At 63.2% G+C, this 20,794-nt stretch carries 17 protein-coding genes; 8 read left to right on the top strand and 9 right to left on the bottom strand.

Translation table 11 applies throughout. The annotated features are described in order from the left end of the window. Positions 1 to 40 precede the first annotated feature (40 nt). The 3 genes from KVT38_RS35340 to KVT38_RS06165 are packed head-to-tail and all read left to right on the top strand — an operon-like array spanning position 41 to position 3,899. On the top strand, positions 41 to 1,969 hold the full coding sequence (locus KVT38_RS35340) for a cache domain-containing sensor histidine kinase (RefSeq protein WP_217592820.1): 1,929 nt from the start codon (positions 41 to 43) through the stop codon (positions 1,967 to 1,969). Continuing rightward, complete coding sequence (locus KVT38_RS06170; RefSeq protein ID WP_217592819.1) at positions 1,962 to 2,768, top strand: response regulator transcription factor; 807 nt, start codon at positions 1,962 to 1,964, stop codon at positions 2,766 to 2,768. Before KVT38_RS35340 ends, KVT38_RS06170 begins: the two co-directional genes overlap by 8 nt. 27 nt (positions 2,769 to 2,795) lie before the next feature. Beyond that, the gene (locus KVT38_RS06165) at positions 2,796 to 3,899 is read left to right on the top strand and encodes a glycoside hydrolase family 88/105 protein (RefSeq protein WP_217592818.1); all 1,104 of its coding nucleotides are present in this window, start codon (positions 2,796 to 2,798) and stop codon (positions 3,897 to 3,899) included. Positions 3,900 to 4,073: 174 nt separating this feature from the next. Here KVT38_RS06165 and KVT38_RS06160 read toward each other — a convergent pair whose 3' ends face one another. The 8 genes from KVT38_RS06160 to KVT38_RS06125 form a co-directional block, all read right to left on the bottom strand. Beyond that, positions 4,074 to 6,950, bottom strand: coding sequence for a glycosyl hydrolase (locus KVT38_RS06160; protein WP_217592817.1), 2,877 nt, complete (start codon positions 6,948 to 6,950; stop codon positions 4,074 to 4,076). A gap of 84 nt (positions 6,951 to 7,034) precedes the next feature. After that, positions 7,035 to 8,582 (bottom strand): response regulator, encoded by a 1,548-nt coding sequence (locus KVT38_RS06155; RefSeq protein WP_217592816.1) that lies wholly within the window; start codon positions 8,580 to 8,582, stop codon positions 7,035 to 7,037. Beyond that, complete coding sequence (locus KVT38_RS06150; protein ID WP_217592815.1) at positions 8,575 to 10,338, bottom strand: cache domain-containing sensor histidine kinase; 1,764 nt, start codon at positions 10,336 to 10,338, stop codon at positions 8,575 to 8,577. Before KVT38_RS06150 ends, KVT38_RS06155 begins: the two co-directional genes overlap by 8 nt. A gap of 160 nt (positions 10,339 to 10,498) precedes the next feature. Next, positions 10,499 to 12,193 (bottom strand): type 2 periplasmic-binding domain-containing protein, encoded by a 1,695-nt coding sequence (locus KVT38_RS06145; protein ID WP_217592814.1) that lies wholly within the window; start codon positions 12,191 to 12,193, stop codon positions 10,499 to 10,501. Positions 12,194 to 12,232: 39 nt separating this feature from the next. After that, positions 12,233 to 13,114, bottom strand: a complete 882-nt coding sequence (locus KVT38_RS06140; RefSeq protein WP_217592813.1) for a carbohydrate ABC transporter permease — start codon at positions 13,112 to 13,114, stop codon at positions 12,233 to 12,235. Positions 13,115 to 13,126: 12 nt separating this feature from the next. Then, the gene (locus tag KVT38_RS06135; protein ID WP_217592812.1) at positions 13,127 to 14,092 is read right to left on the bottom strand and encodes an ABC transporter permease; all 966 of its coding nucleotides are present in this window, start codon (positions 14,090 to 14,092) and stop codon (positions 13,127 to 13,129) included. Positions 14,093 to 14,270: 178 nt separating this feature from the next. Continuing rightward, positions 14,271 to 15,182, bottom strand: coding sequence for a pseudouridine-5'-phosphate glycosidase (locus KVT38_RS06130; protein WP_217592811.1), 912 nt, complete (start codon positions 15,180 to 15,182; stop codon positions 14,271 to 14,273). A 38-nt stretch (positions 15,183 to 15,220) separates the two neighbouring features. Beyond that, positions 15,221 to 16,333, bottom strand: coding sequence for a carbohydrate kinase (locus KVT38_RS06125; protein ID WP_217592810.1), 1,113 nt, complete (start codon positions 16,331 to 16,333; stop codon positions 15,221 to 15,223). A 154-nt stretch (positions 16,334 to 16,487) separates the two neighbouring features. Here KVT38_RS06125 and KVT38_RS06120 point away from each other — a divergent pair, with 154 nt between their 5' ends. The 4 genes from KVT38_RS06120 to lspA all read left to right on the top strand — a co-directional run bounded on the left by KVT38_RS06120 (position 16,488) and on the right by lspA (position 18,808). Beyond that, positions 16,488 to 16,904 carry a BlaI/MecI/CopY family transcriptional regulator gene (locus tag KVT38_RS06120; RefSeq protein ID WP_217592809.1) on the top strand — a complete coding sequence of 139 codons (417 nt, stop codon included), beginning with the start codon at positions 16,488 to 16,490 and terminating at the stop codon, positions 16,902 to 16,904. A 2-nt stretch (positions 16,905 to 16,906) separates the two neighbouring features. Then, the gene (locus tag KVT38_RS06115) at positions 16,907 to 17,743 is read left to right on the top strand and encodes a M56 family metallopeptidase (protein ID WP_217592808.1); all 837 of its coding nucleotides are present in this window, start codon (positions 16,907 to 16,909) and stop codon (positions 17,741 to 17,743) included. Positions 17,744 to 17,834: 91 nt separating this feature from the next. Continuing rightward, positions 17,835 to 18,275, top strand: a complete 441-nt coding sequence (locus KVT38_RS06110) for a zinc ribbon domain-containing protein (protein ID WP_217592807.1) — start codon at positions 17,835 to 17,837, stop codon at positions 18,273 to 18,275. After that, positions 18,272 to 18,808: a signal peptidase II gene (gene lspA, locus KVT38_RS06105; RefSeq protein ID WP_217592806.1), complete on the top strand. Its 537-nt coding sequence runs from the start codon at positions 18,272 to 18,274 to the stop codon at positions 18,806 to 18,808. The genes KVT38_RS06110 and lspA overlap by 4 nt, the downstream gene beginning before the upstream one ends. 69 nt (positions 18,809 to 18,877) lie before the next feature. On the opposite strand, the gene KVT38_RS06100 is transcribed toward lspA, so the two are convergent. Next, complete coding sequence (locus KVT38_RS06100; protein WP_217592805.1) at positions 18,878 to 20,182, bottom strand: VPS10 domain-containing protein; 1,305 nt, start codon at positions 20,180 to 20,182, stop codon at positions 18,878 to 18,880. Between the two features lie 185 nt (positions 20,183 to 20,367). Between KVT38_RS06100 and KVT38_RS06095 the strand changes: the two genes are divergently transcribed. Beyond that, positions 20,368 to 20,571: a DNA-directed RNA polymerase subunit alpha C-terminal domain-containing protein gene (locus tag KVT38_RS06095; protein WP_217592804.1), complete on the top strand. Its 204-nt coding sequence runs from the start codon at positions 20,368 to 20,370 to the stop codon at positions 20,569 to 20,571. Positions 20,572 to 20,794: the final 223 nt, after the last annotated feature.

The following is a 20,794-nucleotide window of genomic DNA, read 5'->3' as shown; positions in this document are numbered from 1 at the left end:
GCGGGAGGCTTCGGCCTGCCGAAGGAGAGGAGGGAAGATCGTGCACGGACGCTTCGGGCACAGCGCCGGATTGCTGTCTCGGCTCCGGCTGCCGATTTTTGTGCTGATCGTCGTCATCATCGCCTTCTTCGCCACGGCGGCCAGCTACATCCTCATTCGGGTGCAGAACGATCATACGCGCGACACGGCGGAGCAATCGATGAAGTTCGTCTACCGCAACATCTGGTACCAATTCGATACGATGAACAATGTCGCGGCGTTTATCCTGTCCAATCCGTCGATCGAGGGGCTGCTGGAGAGCGAATATCCGGCGGCCTACGAGGCGGTGGACGATTTTTTCGCGCTTCAGACGAATCTGCAAAATTTATCGCTGCTGTCGCTGTTGAACGGCCAAGGCGGCGGCAGGGTCCCGACCCGATCCTATGTCGTATCCATCGCGCTCGAGCCGTCCAGCGGACTGTACGCCATGGCGCCGGATCGCTACGATCCGTCCACGGGCATTTACAAATCGATCGATCTGCGGAGCCAGGACTGGTACCGCAATCTGAGCGAAGGGAGACGGCAGGCGGAATGGTGGGGCCAGCGGGCGGGCGCCTTCAACCCGGCGATGATCTACGCAGCGCGCAAAAAAACGAGCATCAAGGACGGTCGGCACATCGGCACCGTCGTCGTAGGGGCGGACACGGGCAGCATCCGAAGCATCTTCGAGAACGCGAAGCTGGCGAAGGGCTACCATCTGCTGCTGGACGAGAGCGACAGGGTCATCTTCAGCGAACGATACCCGTTTCTGACGCCGGCTGGCGAACTGCCCTACGTGAGCGCGGCTTTGGACGCTTCGGGATCGCTGGTCCGCAAAATCGACGGCGAGCCGCACCGGGTCATGTACGAGACGTTCGCCAACGGCTGGAAGCTGCTTACGGTCGTGCCGGAGAGCCACTTCAACCAGTATACGTTCGCAATCTCGGCCATCGGCGCGGCGACTGCGGTCGTTGCGCTGCTGATCGCGGGCTTTATTTTAAACCGGATCGTCGTCCGGGTGACCGTGCCGATCACGCGGCTCGTCGGCGCGATGCAACGACCCGAGGTGCTGGCGTTCAAGGAGCCGCTGCCGGCGCAAAGCTCGGGCATCTACGAGGTGGATGAGCTGGGGCAGAAGTTCGCGACGATGCTGGTGACGCTGCACGGCTTAATCGAGAAGTCCTTCGCGGAAGAGATCGAACGCCGCCAGCTCCAGCTGGAGCTGCTGCAGGCACAGATCAACCCGCACTTTTTGTACAACACGCTCGATCTGATCAATTGCCGCGCGATTTTGTCGGGCGACAAGGAGACGGGCGGAATCGTGCGCGCGCTTGCCAACATGCTCCGGTACGGTCTGAACCGGGGGCAGACCTGGATCTCGCTGGAGGGCGAGATCAGGCACGTCGAGGCGTACCTTCATATCCAGCGGCTGCTCATGGATGATCTCGCCGTCGACATTCGCGTGCCCGACGACCTGCTGAGCGCGTCCATGCTGCATTTTTGCCTGCAGCCGCTCGCGGAGAATGCTATCGTCCACGGGTTCGCCGGTCGGACGGAAGGATGTCGGATCGCCATCGAGGCGCGGCTCGACGGCATCTCGCTCCGTCTTCGCGTGCAGGACAACGGCGTCGGCTGCGATGCGGAGGCGATGAATCGGATGCTGGAGGAGCGGCCGATCGAGGAAAAGGGGAATGAGGCGGACGACCGGGGCGCGAGCGAGGCGGGCGGAACGCCCGCAGAGTCGCCGGCCCTCGCGTCGCCAAGCAACAAGGACGGCGGCAGCTCCGGCTACGGTACGCTGAATGTCCATCGGCGCATCCGTCTGTATTGCGGGGAAGCGTTCGGTCTGAAATACGTGCAGACGGCGGAAGGCACCTGCGTCGAGGCGGTGCTTCCGTTTCGCCCGAATCTGAATGCGTCGCCGGCACCAAGGAGGTATGAACATGTATAAGCTGCTTATCGCCGAAGACGTGAAGACAGTCCGGGACGCGCTTGCCCGATCCGTCCCCTGGGAGCGCCTCGGCATCTCGCTCCTCGGCACCGCCGAGAACGGCGAGGCGGCGCTGGCCCGGCTGGAGCGGGAGACGCCGGACCTGCTGCTGACCGATATCGGGATGCCGAAGATGAACGGTCTCGAGCTGATTCAGGCGTGCAGGGCTCGCAATCCGGATATCCGCTGCATCATTTTGTCGGGACTGAACGAATTCGAGCACGCCAGGAAGGCGATCTCGCTGCAGGTGCAGCACTATATATTGAAGCCGATCGATCCTGACGAGATCGCCCGGGTATTCTCCGAGGTCGTACGCGACCTGGGACGGGAGCGCCGTCGGAAGGATGAACTGGCTGTGGCGGAGAGCAGGCTGCGGGACGAGCTGCCGAACCTGGCCGGGGCGCTGCCGACAAGCGAATGGTCGGGCAGCCTGAAGAAGAAGCGCCTCGTCGAGCAGGCGATCGGTTATATCAAACAAAACTTTGCGCGCGGCGACCTCGCGCTCTCGGACGTGGCGGATGCGGTCGGCCTTAGCGAGAAGTACGTGAACCTGCTCGTCAAGGAAGTGACCGGAACGACGATTAACGCTTGGATCGTCCGGCACCGTCTGGAGGAGGCGGCACGGCTGCTCAAGGACCCGGTGAACCGCATCTACGAGATTTGCGAACGGATCGGCTATACGGACCAGGATTATTTTCGAGAGGTGTTCAAAAAGCAGTACGGCCAAACGCCAAGCGAATATCGCAACAGCCGCCTGTAGCGCGGAGAGGAACGAGGAGGACTCAGTTTGAACGGGAATGGATCTGGGAATAGGAATCAGGTAGATGAAGCTGCGCGAAGCGTTTACCGTTATATGATGCACAGCAAGCCGGCGCAGTGGGGCGGACACGAATGGACCGACTGGGCGATGAACGCGGACCGGTGGGATTGGAATGCGGGCGTCGGCGTGATCGCCGCAGCGGAATTCGCGGAGAAGACGGGGGACGAGGTGATTCTCCGCGAGATTGAGGCGTGGGTTCAGCGCAATATCGGTCAGTCCGAGGCGATTCTGGTTATTAATTCGATCGCGCCGTTTGCGGTTTTCCCGCTGCTGCATCGCTTGACGGGGCGATCGTTCTACGCGGACAAAGCCGGTGAAGTGGCCCGGTGGCTGATTGACGAAGCGCCCCGCACGAAAAACGGCGCATTCGAGCATACGGTGACGGAGAAGGCCTCGTTCAGCGAGCAGATCTGGGCGGACACGATCTTCATGGCTGTGCTTTTCCTTGCGCGCACCGCACGGATGAAGGGCGACGGCCGGATCGCGCTCGAGGCGCTGCGGCAGGTCCGGCTTCATCTCGAAGCGCTGCAGGACGAGGAGACGGGGCTGCTGTTCCACGGCTGGGACTGCGAGGCGGGGAACTGGATGTCGGGCGCCCGCTGGAACCGGGCGAACGCTTGGATCGCCGTCGGCGTACCGATGATTGTGGCGGAGACGGAGGCGCTGTGCGGAGACGACGCGCTGCTCGCGGATGTGAAGCGGCGCTATGCGCGGTTGGCCGAAGCGCTCGTTGGGAGGCAGGGGGCCGACGGTTTGTGGCCGACGGTGCTCGACCGTCCGGGCTTCTACGCGGAGACGTCGGGCTCCGCCGGCATCGCCTGCGGATTGTATAAAGCGGCGCGCATGGGACTTGTGCCGGAGGCGCTGTCGGCACATGCCGACCGGGCGGTGCCGGCCGTGCTCGCGGCGATCGGTCCGGACGGCGCCGTCGGGGGCGTCTCCGGCGGCACGCCGGTGCTGGCGAGCGTTGAGGCGTACGGCGAGGTGCCGATTTTCCCGACGCTGTACGGGCAGGGGCTGACGCTGCTGCTGTTGGCGGAGGTGTCGGCGGGAGCGGGCGAGGGGAAGTAGAACGCGCAGAGGCAGCCAAAAACGAGAGACTTCGCAGCGGAATCGTTTGCGGAGTCTCTCGTTTTCGTGGCGCCGGGCTGGATACTCGCTCGTCGCGGGTGGCTGTAAAGTAACTTATTGCTCTTATAGCACAGATTCTGCTCGACGCTGCCGCTGTAAAGTAACTTTTTGCGCTTACAGCGGACATTGTGCTCGGCGCGGCGACTGTAATGCCAGCCTGGCCGGGCCGATCAGCCCTGCAGGCGCCGGCGTCCGACGGCCGAACGCTTCGTCCCGGAAAAAGCCGCCGAGCGTGTTGGTGATCTCCGCTGTGATGCGGCCCCCGGAGGACAGCCAATGCAGCGGGAACGTCCAGCGGTACGGCGGACAGATCGCCGGGGCCAGCTTATGGCCGTTCACGGAGACGGCAGCGAGTTCGCCGACTTCGCCGAGGTCGAGCAGACCGCATAGCTCGGCGACCTCCAGCGCGCCGTCTCCTAGCTCCGCATCGAGAGGCACGAGCGCATCCCCGATCGGTCCGAGCTCTATCTCATAGACGAGGGTGCCTGAAAAGGCGGCTAGTTCCGGGTAGGCGTGCCAGTCGCCAACGCCGAGCGCCGACAGGCTGCCGGACCGCGACAGGTCGGCCGACAGCGGAGCCCCTTCGAGCGGCGTGCGGCATTCGACGACGCGCCAGTCGTTAAGGGCAAGCTCCGCGACCGTATGCGCAGGCGGCGTTCCGGCCGATCGCCCCGCGCCTGCAGCCTCGTCGAACCTTGCGCTGGCTGCGGGCGCTGCTGTCTCCGCGGGCCGCAGCACGACGAACACTGCTTCATACGGCTCAAGTTGGAGCCTGACGACCACGTCGCCCTCGCCGTTACCGTCATCGTTATCGTCGTGAGCCTCGCTGCCACTCTGCGGTATGCCTGCGGCAAGCTCAATCCGGCCGTCCATCGGGTGCCAGAGCTCGGGCACGCCCCCGCCGGGCAGCGCGACCTCGCCGTCGAAGACCGCTTCTACGCCCTCGTTGCGCAGGAAAAAGATATCGATCGCCCCGCGCCGATAATGGCAGTAGCGCAAATCCGCAAACGGCACCCCGATGCCGATGCCCGGCGCGATCGTCTCGCGCAGCGCAGCGCCAAGCGCCTCCGCGGGAACGGCACGGACGCCGCCAGCCGCGGCCGCAGCCGCCAGCGCGGACCGAAGCGCTGCATGCTGCCTTTCGCATTCGAACGCCGGTATCTCGCCTACGGCTAGTATACGCCCGCCGCTCTCAGCGAAGGCGCGCAGCCGGACGGCGACGGCCAGCGGAAGCGTCTCGATGCCGGGCAGCACGATCGCCCGGAAGCGCTCGCGGCCGATCAGCAGCTCGCCGTCGCCGATGAGACAGTGCGTCTCGTCCGCCAGCAGATCGCAGGACAAAATATCGAAGTCGTACTGGTCTTCGGACAGCAGGCGGCATACCTCGTCCAGCCGGTCGTTATCCCCGCACCAATGCGATTCCGCCGGATACAGCACGGCCACGGGGGCGACATGATCGCCCTCCTTCAGCATCAGGCACGAACGGTTCGCATAGTCCGCCCACTGCCGGAAGTAAGGCCACTGCGGGTTGCGCCCGCCCGCGTAGAAATGCGGCGGACAGTCCGGATCGGGGAACAGCGGCGAAAAGGCGTGCGGAACGTACCAGTTCGTGCCCCGTGCCGTCATCCAGTCGGTCAGCCACTTCATCTCGCGCAGTCCGAGGTCCCAGCCGTATGCGCCGAAGTTTTCGCACATGACCAGGTTCGTGCCGACCTCCAGATGCGCGGCGGACTGCGCCAGCTTCGGCAGCGTGAAGTGAAAGAAAGTCGGATACGGCGCGTCGCGGTAGTGGCGCCACTGCGGATACTGCTCCTCGTACGGCGTCCGCTTCTGCTCCGAGTCGAGCTGGCGCAGCACGAAGTCGTACCCGCCCATATCGAAGTGCTTCGTCGTGCGGAAAAAATGGCCGACGCCGTAGCCGTGATGCATATGCGCGTGATTGTCTTCGACGACGTGTCCGATGAAGGCGACGCCGTGGCGATGGCACCAGGCCTGGAGACGTCCGAAAAAATTCGCCGAGAACAGGCGCGTCATGACATCCATAAAGTCGTAGCGTACGGGAGGGAGGGCACTCCGGGCAAGCTCCACCTTCGCGGACGCGCGGGCGTCTCCCGTCTCATGCCAGAGCAGGTCGGCCCAGTCGAGCAGCTCGTAGCCTTTGGCATCGGCAAACGCTTCGGCCAGCGGGGCGGTCCAAGGAAAGCAGGGCGTATCCTCGCCGAACAGCACGTCGTAGGAGCCGAAGTTCTCGAAGCTCGTCTCGTCGCCGAAAAAGCCCTTGATCGTCGTCCCCCAATACGGAGCGAATCTGCGCCGAGTCTCTTCGTAAGTCAGCTCGATAAAGCGGTCGGTCACCTCGGGATCGATATAGTCGACCATCCGGTCGAACATCCGCCCGCTCCAGGAGGGCGTCAGGCCGATGGCATGCACCGTCCATAGCTCGCCACCGGGGCCATCCGCGCCACTGTCCCGCCGGACCTCATCCCTCCAGGCTGCGAACTCCCGCTCCGTCCGGAAGACGACCCGCTTGCCGCCGTCTGCCGGACCGGACGTACAGATGACGCGCAGCAGCGTCTCCATCGGATGCGCGTCGTCTCCCGGCGGGGGCGCATAGTCCGCAGCGCTGTCCCACTGCGACGTTCGCTTGATCAGCACGCGCATCCGGTACTGCGGGTGCCCCTCCAGCACCCGGCCGCCGGCAATGCCGGAAGGGTAATATTCCTCGTCGAAAATCCAGACGTCCATGCCGCGCGCCGCAGCCTCGTCCAGACAGTAGCCGACGTCTCGCCACCAGCGATCTCCGAGGTAGTCGCTATGCGGCCGGGACTCGATGATGAAGCCCCCCGAGCCGCCATCGTCCATCGCAGCAATCTCCGCGCGGATGACGGACTCGGTCTCCCGCTCGTCGCCGTGCAGCCACAGCAGCGGGTACAGGCTGCGCGGCGGGTTGGCGGACTGGAACGCAGCCCGCAGTTTGTCGTACTCGCTCATGATCTCATCACGCTCCAAACCGCATTCGTTTTTGGTTATAACTATCGTCTGCTCTTGAACCGAACTGTCTTCGCGCTTGCCGCTCTATGTTCGGCTGCGCGCCTCGCGTTTTCGCGCCCGGTATTCCTGCGGACTCGTCTCGTATTTGTCGGCGAACAGCCTGGAGAAGTAGCGCGAGTTGGGAATGCCGATGCCGGCGGCGACCTCGTATATTTTCAGATCCGTGCGCAGCAGCAGCTCGCGGGCGCGCTCCATCCGGTAATCCTGCAAGTAGTCGGAAAAGCTCCGACCCGTTTCCTGACGGAACAGCGCGCCGAACCAGCTTGGGCTGAGACTGACATGCCTCGCCGCCGTCTGCAGGTCGAGGTCCTCGGGGTATTGCGATTCAATGAGGCGCAGCGCCTCGCGAATCTCGGACCGGATGGCGGGAGCCGGAGACGGCGTCTCCCGCAGCAGCTCTGCCGCCTCCTCCACCGCCGCCCGCAGCTCCGTCATATGGCCGGCTGCCGCGATCCGCTGCTGGAGCCGCTGCCGCAGCGGCGCCTCCGTACCGTCACGCAGCCTGACGTTGCCGTCGTACAGGCAGCCGGCCAGCGCCGCGCCCATCAGGCGAAGCCGGGCGGGCGCCGGCCTGTGCGCGGCGGCTTCGTCCGCCCATCGCAGCAGCGCCTCGCCCGCCGCGGCATAATCGTGGCGCTCGACCGCGGTCCGGCAATCCCGCAGTAGCGCATCGAGCCGATCCGGCGGGTATTCGCCCGGCGCCGTCTCGTCCAGGGTCGTGACCGGCTCGCCGGGCGGCGCGTAAAAGGCTGCGTCCAGCAGCCGACGGCATTCCGCGAGCGCGCGCGGCAGCAGCAGCAGATCGCCGCGCTGATCGGACAGCGCCTGCACGGTCGGCACGCCGAGCGCCCGGCAGGCTTCGCCGCCGCGGCGCAGCGCGTTCATCGTCCAGGCGAGGAAGTCCGCGCCCTCGCTGCGCTCCCGCGAGACGGCGAGCATCGCCCACAGGCCGGGCTCGACGGGCAGGACGAGCGATGCATAATGCCCGCTCTCGTCCTCGAACGCCAGCTCCGCCGGGAGCAGCGTCCTCCCGCGCTCCGGCGCGAAGCGGACCAACGCCAGCCGATGCTGTCGCGCGGAAAAGGAGAGGGCGGCGAGCTGCTCCAGCGAGGCCCGCGCCTCGTCTCCGGAGAGCAGCAGCTCCAGCAAGAGCTGCCGTATCGCCTTGTGCCGGTGGCGGCGCTCCCGCCGGATATCGTCGGCCGCCTTGGACAGGCATGCGACGAACTCTTCTTCGGACAGCAGCAGCTTGGTGATATAATCGTGGGCGCCGAGGCGGAGTGCCGCCTGAATCTTGTCGAAGTCCTCGTAGCAAGTGAGCAGAATGACCTTGGGGGCCGCCGCCATTCCCCGCACCCGCTCCAGCAGCCGGAGGCCGTCCAGCACGGGCATGCCGATATCCGCGACCACGATGTCCGGTGCGGATTCCCGGATCATGCGCCAGGCCTGTTCGCCGTTCTCGGCTTCTCCCGCGATGACGAAGCCGCGCTCCTCCAGCGCGAACGAGCGGATTCGCCTGCGGGCCATCGGCTCGTCGTCCACGACGAGCACCTTCATCGCCGGTTCATCCATCCGCCGTACCCTCCTTAAGCGCCGGGCGGACATCCGCCCCCGCCGGCAGCCTGATCGTCATCACCGTGCCTTCGCCTTCCGCGCTGTCGATGACGATCCCGTATTCGGGGCCGTAGAACAGCCGGATGCGCCGATGCACGTTTCGCACGCCGATGCCGAAATCCTCTGCGGCGCCGTCTTCGCTCTCCATCGCGGCGCGCAGCGCGTCAAGCCGCTCGCGCGTCATGCCCACGCCATTGTCCGCCACCGTCAGCAGCAGCACGCCGTCCGCGCTGTCGGTCGTCACGCTTAAGCTGCCGCGGCGTCCTTCCAGTGCATGCAGGCCGTGGAAGACGGCGTTTTCGACCAAAGGCTGAAGCACGAGCTTCAGCACCCGCAGGCGGCCGAGATCGTCCCCGGCCTGCGCGACGCGGCACTCGAACCGATGCTCGTACCGGACCGATTGAATGTACAGATAGTCCTTCGTATATTGCAGCTCGTCCGCCAGCGTCCGCACCTCGTTGCCGTCCAGACTGTACTTCAGCAGCCGGCACAGCACATGAATCATGGCGTGCAGCTCGTTCTTCGGGCTGAAGTCGACCATCATATCGATCGTGTTGAGCGTATTGTAGAGAAAGTGAGGATTAATCTGCGACAGCAGCGCCTGCAGCTCGGATTGCCGCTTGGCGGCCTCCGTGCGCTGCAGGTCGGAGATGAGCTCCCTGACCGTGTCCGTCATCCGGTTGAACTGGTTCGCCAGCTCGCCGAACTCGTCGCGGCGCACGACCGCAAGCTTCGTATCCAGCTTGCCTTTGGCTACCGTGCGCATGCCCTTCGTCAGCAGCAGGATCGGCCGCGTGAACCACCAGGACACCGCGATGTGAATGCAGAGGAAGCCCGCCAATCCGAACAGCAGGATCGCCCAGGCGATCTGGCTGAGCGGCTCGAACCGCGACTCCAGCTTTTCCACGTCGCCCACGACGACGACCTTCCAGCCCAGATTGGCTTCCATGCTCGCGACGGAGTGGTAGACGCCCCGGCTGTCCAGGTAGGCCAGCGCCGAAGAGAGCGTTTGCACTTTTTCCTCCGAGAACAGCACCGGCGGAGAGGCCAGATCGGTCGCGCCGAGGTAATCGATCAACGCGTCCTCGCGGTCGTACAGCAGCGTCTGCGTCTCGTAGCTGCCGGCGAACGCCGCGCTGCGCTCGAGGAACGCGGACAGGTCCACGAGAAAGGCCAGATAGCCGATCAGCTGCCCGCCGTCGTCGTATACGGACTTCGTGACGATGCTGGTCGGCCCGAACGTGCCGGACCGCCCGATGTCCGAGCGGATCGTATTCGACCACTCGAACACGCCCCGGCTGCGCGACGCCTGCTCGTGGATCAGCGCTTCTTCCTTGGCGGAGAAGTTGCCCCAGAAAGCGGAGGGATAGCCGGTGATCGCGCCGTCCGCGCCGATATAGACGACGCCCCGCACGAAGTCGGCGCGCACCTTGGCGACCGTATGCATCGCCTCGTACAGCCGGTCTCCCGCGCCGCCCTCCTGCTTCACGATTTCCTCCGTCTCCAGCATGTTGTACGTAATCTCGTTATTGTAAATGCCGATCAGATGCACGACCTGGCCGGCCATACCCGCCAGCGCCTCGTTCTGCGTATCCCGCAGGAAGTGCAGGGCGTTGGCCTTGGCGATCTGCGTGACGATGATGACGAACAGTGTGCTGGGGATGACCAGCAGCAGGATAAGCTTGTAGCGGGAGCCGATTCTGTACCAGTCCAAGGCGGCCTAGCTCCTCCCTCTGCGAGGCTTATGAAATACACCGATTATACGCACGATCGTTCGCCGCGTACAAGCCTCCTTTAGAGCCATGCGCCACCGCGACATCGGTCCGCGAACCGCCCGAAACCGGTGTCCGTGGACACCGGCTTGGCCCGCCTCGTTACTGCTTCTCGACCTTCAGCTGCTCGGCCGCGCTGTCGATCAGCTTTTGTCCGCCGGCTTTTTTCCAGTCCTCCACGTATTTGTCCCAGTCGTCGAACGACTTTTTGCCGAGCACGAACGAGATTTCGTTTTTGTTCTGGAAGTCGTTCAGCTTGGTGACGGTCGGCCCGTCGAGCGTCAGGTACATATCATAGTTTTTGTAGCGGGGCATGGCGACGATCTGCTGGTTGAACTTGCTGCCGGTGACGCCGACGGGCTCGTCGTCGTACACCTGCCAGATCAGCGTGTAGCCGAAGAACTGCCAGTCTGCGAGCGATTGATATTCCGGTTTCGCCTTCTGGATGTGGGTGTCCTTGATGAAAAATACGTTCGTGCCGTCTTCGTTCATCTGGACACGGGAGTCGTCTTGGAAAATCTCAGGTCCGCCACCCTGCGATACCGCCCAGTAGTTGGCGTTCGGGTACATCATCGAATCGAGCAAGTGGGCGATCCGCTTCATCTTGCCGGGGTCGTTCGCCACCTTTTTCGACACGATGAACAGTCCACCGGGATTGCCGCCCGGACCGTACATGCCGCCCTTGCCGTCACTCGATTTGAGCGGCTGGAGCGGTTCCCACAGTTTTACGGCCTCGGGATCCTTCTTTTTGGCGTTGTATTGCTCGTCGACGATGTTCCAGCCCGGATACCAGACCATGCCAATCTGGTCGTTAAGACTGTACGCCTTGAACGGTTCCCAGCCGATCGTGTACCAGTCGGGCGCGAGCAGCTTTTCGTCGTACAGCTTCTTCACGAATTGCAGGAACCGCTTCGTCGTGCCGTCGAGCATCGGATGATTGATCTTGCCGTCCGCCACGTTCCAGCTCGGATGCCCGTACATCGTCTTCAGCGCGTCCATCATCGACCAGCCGTTGCCGCCGCCGGCCGTGGCCATCAGCCAGGTGTCGGCCTTGTTGTTGCCGTCCGGGTCCTTCTCGACGACCGCCTTGGCGTAGGCGTACAGCTCGTCTTCGTTGGTCGGCGCGCTCATGCCGAGCTTCTGCAGCCAGTCCTGACGGATGAAGTAGCTCCAGTTGTCCGGAAATACCGGATAGCGGGGGATGCCGATCATATTGCCGTCGACGGTCGCCCAGTTCGCATAATCCTTCGTCACATACTGCATCGTCTGCGGCATATACGGCAGCATCTCGCGGGCATCCAGCAACTGGCCGCTGTTGTAGAGCGACAGCGCCACGTCCTTGAACGGGAACATGACGAGATCGGGTTCGTCGCCGGAGGCATAGCGGACGGTGACGGCGTTTTTGAGATCCTCGCCGTTCATGCTGGAGAACGTCAGGGAGACGTTGAACTGCTTCTCCAGGTAGGACTTGATCTTGTCCTCCGGCACCGGCTGGTTGAAGGCGCCCGCTACCATCAAGTCCAATTCATATTTCTTGCTCAGATCGTCGTACGCGTAGCTGGCGCTGTCGACCGCCTTCGGCACGGCCGGGAACGCATCCGGGTAGTTCAGCTCCTTGACCGGCGCTCCGGTATCGCCACCGGACGGCTTGGCGCTCGCGGCTCCGCTTGCGGTTGCGGCTGCGCCGCTGGACGGCGCTGCCTGCTTAGGCTCATTGCCGTTGCCGGAGCAGGCGCTCAGCAGGGTACAAGCGGCGACGGCTGCGGCCATGGCGGCGTAATGCTTTCTTTTTTTCACAGGAATGCCCCCTTGATAATAGAAGGAATAGTAGGCGCCTCAGCCTTTCACGGAGCCCATGTACATGCCTTTGGCAAAATGCTTTTGCAAAAACGGATAGACGCACAGCACCGGGATGATGCCGACGACGACGGCCGCCATTTTCAGCGTCTCCGTGCTGATCGACTGCGACGTCTTCAGCATCGCGTTCATCGAGTCGCCGCTGACGGAGTCGATCGTGAGCATGTTCTTGAGCACCATCTGCAGCGGGTACATCGACTTGTCGTTCAAGTACAGCAGCGCGTCGAACCAGCTGTTCCAGTGCGCGACCAGGTTGAACAGGCCTATGGCCGCGAGTGCGGGGGCTGCGAGCGGCAGCACGATCCGCCACAGCATGCTCCAGTCGCCGGCGCCGTCGATCCGCGCGGATTCGGTCAGGCCGTCGGGCAGATTTTCGATGAAAATCTTAATGACCAGCAGTCCGAAGCTGTCCACCATGATCGGCAGAATCATCGACCAGAACGAATCGATCAGTCCCGTCTGCTTGACGACCAGATAGGTCGGAATCAGTCCGCCGTTGAACAGAATCGTGGCGAGGATGAAGAACAGGAAGATGCCGCGGCCGGGCAGCGTCCGCTGCGCCAGCACATAAGCGCCGATGGCGGTGAGCGTCAGCGTAAGCAGCGGGCCGACCGTGCTCCGCAGGACGGAGACGACGAACGAATGCCAGATGACGGAGGAGGACATGATCCGCTTGTAGGCCTCCAGCGTCGGGGCATGGGGGACAATGACGAAATAATCGCGGGCGATCATCTCCGACTTGGTCGTCAGCGACATGCCGATGACATACAGCAGGGGAAAGACGGCCGATGCCGCGACGAGCAGGACGATGAGATGGATCGCGATCTGGTAGGCGCGTTCGCCAGCCGAATTGCTTTTCATATGCAGCCTCCTCTACCAGATGCCGCGGCCGGTATACCGCTTCGCCAGCGTATTCCCGGCCAGGATGACGACCATGCCGATCAGCGACTGGAACAAACCCACGGCCGTCCCCACGCTGAATTGCAGCCGGCTCAGTCCCTCGCGATACACCCACGTCTCGATGACGTCCGCCGTGTCGAGCACCGCTTTGTTGTAGAACAGCAGGATCTGCTCGCCGCCCGCGAACAAAATATTGCCGAGGCTGAGGCAGAGCACGAAGGTGACGACGGACAGAATGCCGGGCAGCGTGACGGCGAAGATGCGGCGGATCGGTCCCGCGCCGTCGATCCTGGCCGCCTCGTACAGCTGGGCGTCGATCGTGCTGAGCGCCGCGAGATAGATGATCGTGCTCCAGCCGATCTCCTTCCATAGCGCGGAGCCGATCAGGATCGGCCGGAACCAACCTTCGGACAGGAAAAACTCGACTCGGGGCAGGCCCATCGCTTCCAGCACATTGTTGACGAAGCCCGTGCCGGTGGAGAAAAACGCGAACACGATGCCGAAAATGATGACCCACGAAAAAAAGTGGGGGATGTAGACGGCGCTCTGCAGCCATTTTTTTAACCTGCCGGAAGACAGGTCGTGGAACATGATGGCCAGAATAATCGGCGGAAAAAAGCCGACGACGATGCGCAGCAGGCTGATCTCCACCGTATTGCGCAGCACGTTGACGATCTCGGGGTCCTCGAACATGACGCGGAAATTGTCCAGTCCGACCCAGGCGCTGTCTAACACGCCCATGCCGAGCTTCAGATCTTTGAAGGCAACGATCCAGGCAAGTCCGATCGGCCAGTAGCGGAACACGATGTAGTACACGGCTACCGGCAAAAACATCAGGTACAGCATGCGATGCCGCACGATCCGCCGCCACAGCGTCACTTCGGCTGCGGGCGCTTCTGGGGCGGGCACGGATGGGGCGGCCGGAACGGGCTGAGCCATTGCTCTCCTCCTTTGCGGTACATGTTAGCGTTTACAATTTTAGATTTTAGCACGATGCTTGGGCGGCGATGTGCACGGCACGACTGAAAATGTGCACGCGTGGATCGGATTGGGCGCAAAAAAGGGAAGAAGCGGCCGCGGCCATTTCTTCCCTTTTTGTCATTTTCGCTGACTTGACTTACTTCGCCTTCAGCGCCACGGCAATCTCGGCCGCTACCTTGGCGTTGTGGTAAACGAGCTGGATGTTCGTGTCGAGGCTGCTGCCGCCGGTCAGCTCCTTGATTCGTCCGAGGAGGAACGGCGTCACGCGCTTGCCGGCAATATGCCGGGCATCGGCTTCGTCCAGCGCCTGGCGGATGACGGCTTCCATCTTGTCCGCAGGCTGGGCGTACTCGGCCGGCACCGGGTTGGCGACGATCGCGCCGCCCGCCAGGCCCAGGTTCCACTTCGTCCGCAGCATGGCCGCGACCTCTTCCGCCGTATCGAGCCTGAAGTCGACGCCGAAGCCGCTCTCGCGGGCATAGAACGAAGGGAATTCGTCCGTCCTGTAGCCGACGACGGGCACGCCATGGGTTTCCAAATATTCGAGCGTACGGCCGATGTCGAGAATGGACTTCGCGCCTGCGCAGACGCCGGCGACGTTCGTCTGGGCCAGCTCGGTCAGGTCCGCGGCCACGTCCATGCTGTCCCCGCCGTCGCGGTGGCCGCCGCCGATGCCGCCGGTGGCGAATACTTCGATGCCGGCCATTGCGGCGCCGATCATCGTGGCCGACACGGTCGTCGCGCCGATCTTGCCGGCGGACAGGATGTGCGCGAAGTCGCGGCGGCTCACCTTCTCGACTTGCGGAGAATTGGCGAACGCTTCAAGCCCTTCCGCGTCGAGCCCGATCCGAATGCGGCCGTTCATGATGCCGATCGTCGCGGGGACGGCGCCGTTTTCGCGGATGATGTCTTCGACTTTGCGGGCCATCTCGATATTTTGCGGATACGGTATGCCGTGCGAGATGATCGTCGTCTCCAATGCGACAATCGGTTTGCCTTCGTTCAGCGCGTCCTGGACTTCCTTGGTCAGTTGAATATAAGGGTTCATGGGGATCGTTCCCTTCCTTTAGATAGATTTGGGTAAAATTAAATTTTCGCTGCGCGGACGGCTTCGGCCAGCCGCTCTTCATTCAGCTGCTCCGAGGAGGAGCTCGCGGTCTCGAGCGCGATGCGCGCGGCTGCCAGTCCGGACCGGCAGGCATCCGCGAAGGCTTCGCCGCGCAGCACGCCGTAGGCGACACCGGCGAGAAATGCGTCGCCGGCTCCGGTGACGTCGACGACCTTGACGGGCAGCGCCGGCAGATGAAGCTCGCCGTCCGGCCCTGCGCAGTAGGCGCCGTGCTTGCCGAGCGTGATCAGGACATGGCCGGCGCCTCGCGCCAGGATGAGGCGGGCGAGCTCCGCCCATTCGGCGACGCCGCCGTCCGCCGGCGGCTCGTCGTCGCCCCGCCCGGCCAATTGGCGCGCTTCGGCGAGATTGGGGAACACCGCGGCGATGCCGTCAAGCCTGTCCGGCAGCTTCTTCGCCTTCTCCGGCGAGATCGGATCGACGAACAGCGGGAGATTGGCGTCGCCGCAGCGGCGAGCCAGCCAGGCCAGGCTGGCGGCGGGAAGATTCGCGTCCGCGACGACCAGCTTGGAAGCGGCGATGTGCGGCCATTTCTCCTCGAGCGTGTCTGGCGTGATCCGCTCGTAGATGTCCATATCGGCGAAGGCGATGAACAATTCCCCGTCTTCGCCCAGAATGGCGGTGTAGCTGCCGGTCTTCTCGCCGCTCAGCACGAGGGACGGGCCGATGTCGACGCCCTGGCTCGCCGTTCGCTCGAGCAGCCAGCCGCCGGCCTTGTCGTCGCCGACCGCTGTCAGCAGCGAGACGCGTGCGGAGAGCGCGGCGAGGTTGGCCGCGATGTTGCGCGCGACGCCGCCGCAGCTCTCCGCGACCGCGACGGGATTGGAGGCGCCGAGCCGCAGCGGCTGCTTGCCGCGGGCTTTGCTGTCCAGGTTCGCGCCCCCGATGCAGAGCACGGAGCCTTCTTCGGCGAGCACGTACGCCCTGCCGCGAATGCTGCCTTTGCGGGTTAGCGCAGCGACATAACCCGCGACCGCGCTGCGGGAGATGCCGATAGCGTCCGCGAGCTCCTGCTGGGAGACGAACGGATTGCGCCGAATGAACGACAAAATTTGCTGTTCGCGGTCCATAGGCCGCTCCTTCCACTCTTTTTTTGGACTTATGTTTGTATTATAAACAAAAGTTTAAACGCTGCGCAACCCGATGCCGCTGTCGGGAGCCGACGTTGACGAGCGCACCTTCGGAAAACTATAATCCGTAGTGTGAAGGGTGTGTGGGACGAACATGAAGCTGCATAATTTCAAATTTCACGGCAACGGCCTCGAACGCTTTTTCGGACCGCTCGAAGCCAGAATCATGACCGCGCTTTGGGAGGCGGAGGGCGAGCTGACGATCAAAGAAGTGCAGCAGGCGCTGAACAAGGACAAGGCAATGAGCTTCAACACGGTCATGACGGTGATGAACCGGCTGGTGGACAAAGGTATATTGAGCAAAAAGGCGAATTCCAAATCGCATCTTTATCGTCCGGTCCTTACCCGCGACGAATTTCTCGAGGCGCAGTCGAAGGAGCTTGCCTTCGAGCTGGTTCAGGAATTCGGCTCGCGCGCCGTCGCGCACATGGTCGATGCCCTGGAGCAGGTCGATCCCGATCTGCTGGACCAGTTGGAGCGTCAGCTCAAACAACATAAAAAGGAACGATAAACATGTGGGAAGCCCGCTCGAGATGGCTGCTGGCCACATCTCTTTCCGTTTCGGCGTTCGTCGCGGCGCAGATGGCGATGTTCGCGCTGAAGGTCGTCTTCGGGATCAAGCTGCCGTTCGTGCTGTTCGACTATTGCGTCGCCTGGTTCCGTTACATCGGAGTTCCGATATCGCTTCCTTTGATGAGCGCGGTGTTCGTCTCGACGCTGGTCTTCTGCGCAAGGCAGATTGTCCGGGAGGCGGTCTGCGCGCGGCGCTTCGGCCGCATGCTGCGCCGAACGGCGGACAACCGCTTGTCGAGGCGCTATGCGCGCCGGTTCGGCTTCGACCGCAGACAGCTCACGATCATCCGTGCGGTAGCGCCCGTCGCGATGACCGTCGGCTTTTTCCGGCCGCGGATCGTATTGTCCGCGGGACTGCTGCGCATGCTGGAGCCGGCCGAGCTCGCGGCAGTCGTCGCGCATGAGCGGCATCATCTGAGGCGCCGCGATCCGCTCGCGCTGTTCGCGCTGTCGCTCAGCCGGACGGCGCTCTGGTACGTGCCGCTGCTGGGCTGGGCGGAGGACAAGTACAGGACGGCGGTCGAAGTGCTGGCGGATCGCCATGCGATCGCGGCGTCCGGCGGCGGCGCCGAGGCGCTTGGCGGCGCGCTGTTGAAGCTGCTGCGGCAGGGCCGAGCCAAGGGAATGCCTACGGCGAGCGCATCCTTCGCGGACGCTTCGATCAACGTGCGCCTCCGGCTATTGCTGGATCCCCGGTACAGCCCTTCGTGGAGACCGCCGCTTGACGCTACGCTGCTTTCGATCGCGGTACTGGCGCTCTTGGCGGCGTTAAGCTAAATAAGGGTTAACCTGGCTTGGCCGGGCAAGGCGATTGAGCGCAACGGCCCGTTTCCCGATCGCGTATACTTAGTCATGAGGAGGGATCGCCATGCGCAGCGTCAAACCGGGCAGAGGCCCGTCGGCGATGGGAGCGGCGGGAAGCGTCGTTTCGATCGTATTCGGCATCATTTGGACGATCTTCGCCTTTAACCTGACCAAGGGCTCGCCGTTCCCGATGGTCGGGATCGTGTTCCCGTTGTTCGGGGTCGTCTTCGTTGGCCTGGGCATCGTGCAAGCCGTCATTCATTTTAAAAACGCGACGGGACGCAACCGGATGTCGCTCTACGATATCGTCGACTCGGACGAGGAGCCCGATCCGTTCGAACGCCGCCGAGAAGATCGCGGTGCGAGTATCCATGCGCCGGCGGACCAAGGACGGGCGACCTCCGATCGGACGGACGGCTTCTGTCCGTACTGCGGCACGGCGCTTCGGTCCGAATTCGCGTTCTGCCCCAAGTGCGGCCGACCGACGACGGAGCGTGCGTTATGAACGGGCCGTCCGCAAGTGCGAATAGCCGGCCTGGTCGTCGCTGGTTCGGGCTCGTCTACATCGTGCTGATCGCCGTCGTCGCCGTCGATCAGCTGGCCAAGATCGCCGTTCGGAGATCGCTTCCCGTGGGCGACACCCATTCGTTTTGGCCCGGCGTTTTGCAATTTACCCATTACGAAAATACGGGCGCGGCGGGCAGCTCGTTCGAGGGTTGGGGACGGCTTTTTATTCCGGTCGCGATCGCGGTCGTCGTCTGGGTCGTCTACGCGCAGCGCAAGGGCAAGCTGAGCAATCCCTGGCTTGCTGCGGGAGCGGGATTTTTCGCCGGCGGCGCCGTCGGCAATGCGATTGACCGGCTGCTTTTCGCGCGAGTGACGGATTTCCTGGAGTGGGCGGTCGGCGGAGGCATCATGAACCTGGCTGACATCGCGATCAATATCGGCGTGCTGCTTGGAATCGTGGGCATGCTGCTGGACGCGCGGGCGGCCAAGAAAAATCCGGAGCCCGACATCGGGGAACCGAAGGAATGCTGAGTCTATTTGAAAAGAAAAAGAAGCTTCAGGTCCGCATAGAGCGGGCTTGAAGCTTCTTTCATTAAACGGTTACTTTGCGGCGCTGTCTTCGGGCTTGGCGAACGTATGCGTCTTGGTCCAGTGCGCGCCGCTGTCTTGCGACACGTACAGAACGGATGCATTTTGCGAATCGGTAAGAATCCATGAGACATGCTTGGCGTCCGCGGCCGCGATCAGCTGCTTGCCGTATCCCGGAAGCTGGGGCTTGTCGTTCACCCAGGTCTTGCCGCCGTCCGTCGTGTAGCCCAGCGTATTCGGGTTGTCGCAGGCCTGGCACTGGCCGCCGAGGAACGCCGTCTTCGTGTCGACGACATAAAGCGTGCCGGGCGAGCTGCCTTCGTTGGACGGCACGCCTTTGTCGTCCATTTTAAAGCCGGGAGCCGGTCCTGCGCCGGCGGTGCTGTTGGCGACGACGGGCTGCCAGCTCTTGCCGCCGTCCGCGGTGTGGAACAGCGAATACGACGTCTGGGTCATTCCCGAACCGCCGATCAGCTCGATCCAGGCGTCGTTTTTGCCGGCGGAGCGGATGACCGCGCCGTTCAGCTGCTCTTCCCAAGCTTTCGAGTAGACGGAGGCCCATGTCTTCCCGCCGTCCTGCGTGCGGAGGAAGCTGAATTTTTTCCCCGCCGTCTGGGTGACGGCCCAGCCGTTGCTCCGGTCGTGGAAGTAAACGTCCCCGACCTGGTCTTTGGGAACCGAGAGCTCCTGCCACGTTTTGCCCCCGTCCCGAGTCGTCCACGATCCGCTGAACGCTTCGTTTTCATTGACGAAATGGAAAAAGGCGTAGCTCGGAATCTGCCCCGCATCGCTCCAGTTTTTGCCGCCGTCCGTCGTCTTCACGAGCTTCACGGCTTTGGCGTCCCCGATGTCGAGCGTCGCCCACGCTTGCCGATCGTTCAGCGCGAAAATTTGCAGCACCTCGTAGTCGTGCTTATACTGCGTGTGCCAGGTTTTGCCACCGTCGTCGGTTCTGGCGATCCAACCTTTGCCGCCCGTCCAGCCGATCTTCGTGCCGGCCATGCGCAGCGCAGTCGGCGTACCCTGGACGGCGTGCTGCGATTCGGACGCTGCGGCCGAAGGCGCGGCGGAAGGCGACGTGCTTGGTTGCGGGGATTCGGTTTGCGCCGGAATCGCGGAAGAAGAGGAGGATGCGGCGTCTGCATTCGACGCGGTCGGGGACGTCGCGCTTGCGTCGTCGGGCGCAGGTACGGTGGCGGATGCAGTCGCTGTGGCGTTACCGGATGAAGCTGCGTTGCCATTTTGACCGCAAGCGGCGAGGGAAGCTGCGAGTATGGACGAGGCCAGCAGGAGGCTGAGCCTTTTCGTTTTCGACATGACATTCATCTCCGTTTCTTCATGATGGAAGTAGTTTAACCTTCATGAAGTTAGACGAACCGCCGTGAGGAGAAGTTGCCGGACACAGGCGGGGGACGGGGATCGCTTGCGGAATGGAAGGAACAGGGCATCCGAGGTCGAATAAAAGGCTGAGATAAACTCATTTTCGAGGAGGTATCGAAGCGATGGCGAATGGCGATTTGCCGAAAGGATTGGCGAAGCCGGCTCTTCGCGCGCTGGCAAGCGCCGGCATCGAACGGCTCGATCAGTTGGCCGAGCGGACCGCGGAGGACATCCTCAAGCTGCACGGCATGGGCCGCAAGGGGATCGATACGCTGGAGCAAGCGCTCGCGGAGAGGGGATTGGCGTTTAAAAAGGACGAGGCGTGATACGAGGGTGCATCGCCTTCTCTACGAGAGGGGATGGCGCCCGCCCGCGTCAAAATAGGCGGATTTCCTTCTCTACGAGAGGGGATGGCGCCCGCCCGCGTCAAAATAGGCGCATCGCCTTCTCAACGAGAGGGGATGGCGCCCGCCCGCGTCAAAATAGGCGCATCGCCTTCTGTACGAGAGGGGATGGCGGCCGCCTGCAGCAAAAAAGGCGCATCGCCTT

The organism is Cohnella sp. GbtcB17 (assembly GCF_019091135.1).
Lineage (GTDB): Bacteria > Bacillota > Bacilli > Paenibacillales > Paenibacillaceae > Cohnella.
The sequence above is the reverse complement of the archived record's forward strand: the minus strand, read 5'-3'. Positions and strand labels throughout refer to the sequence as shown.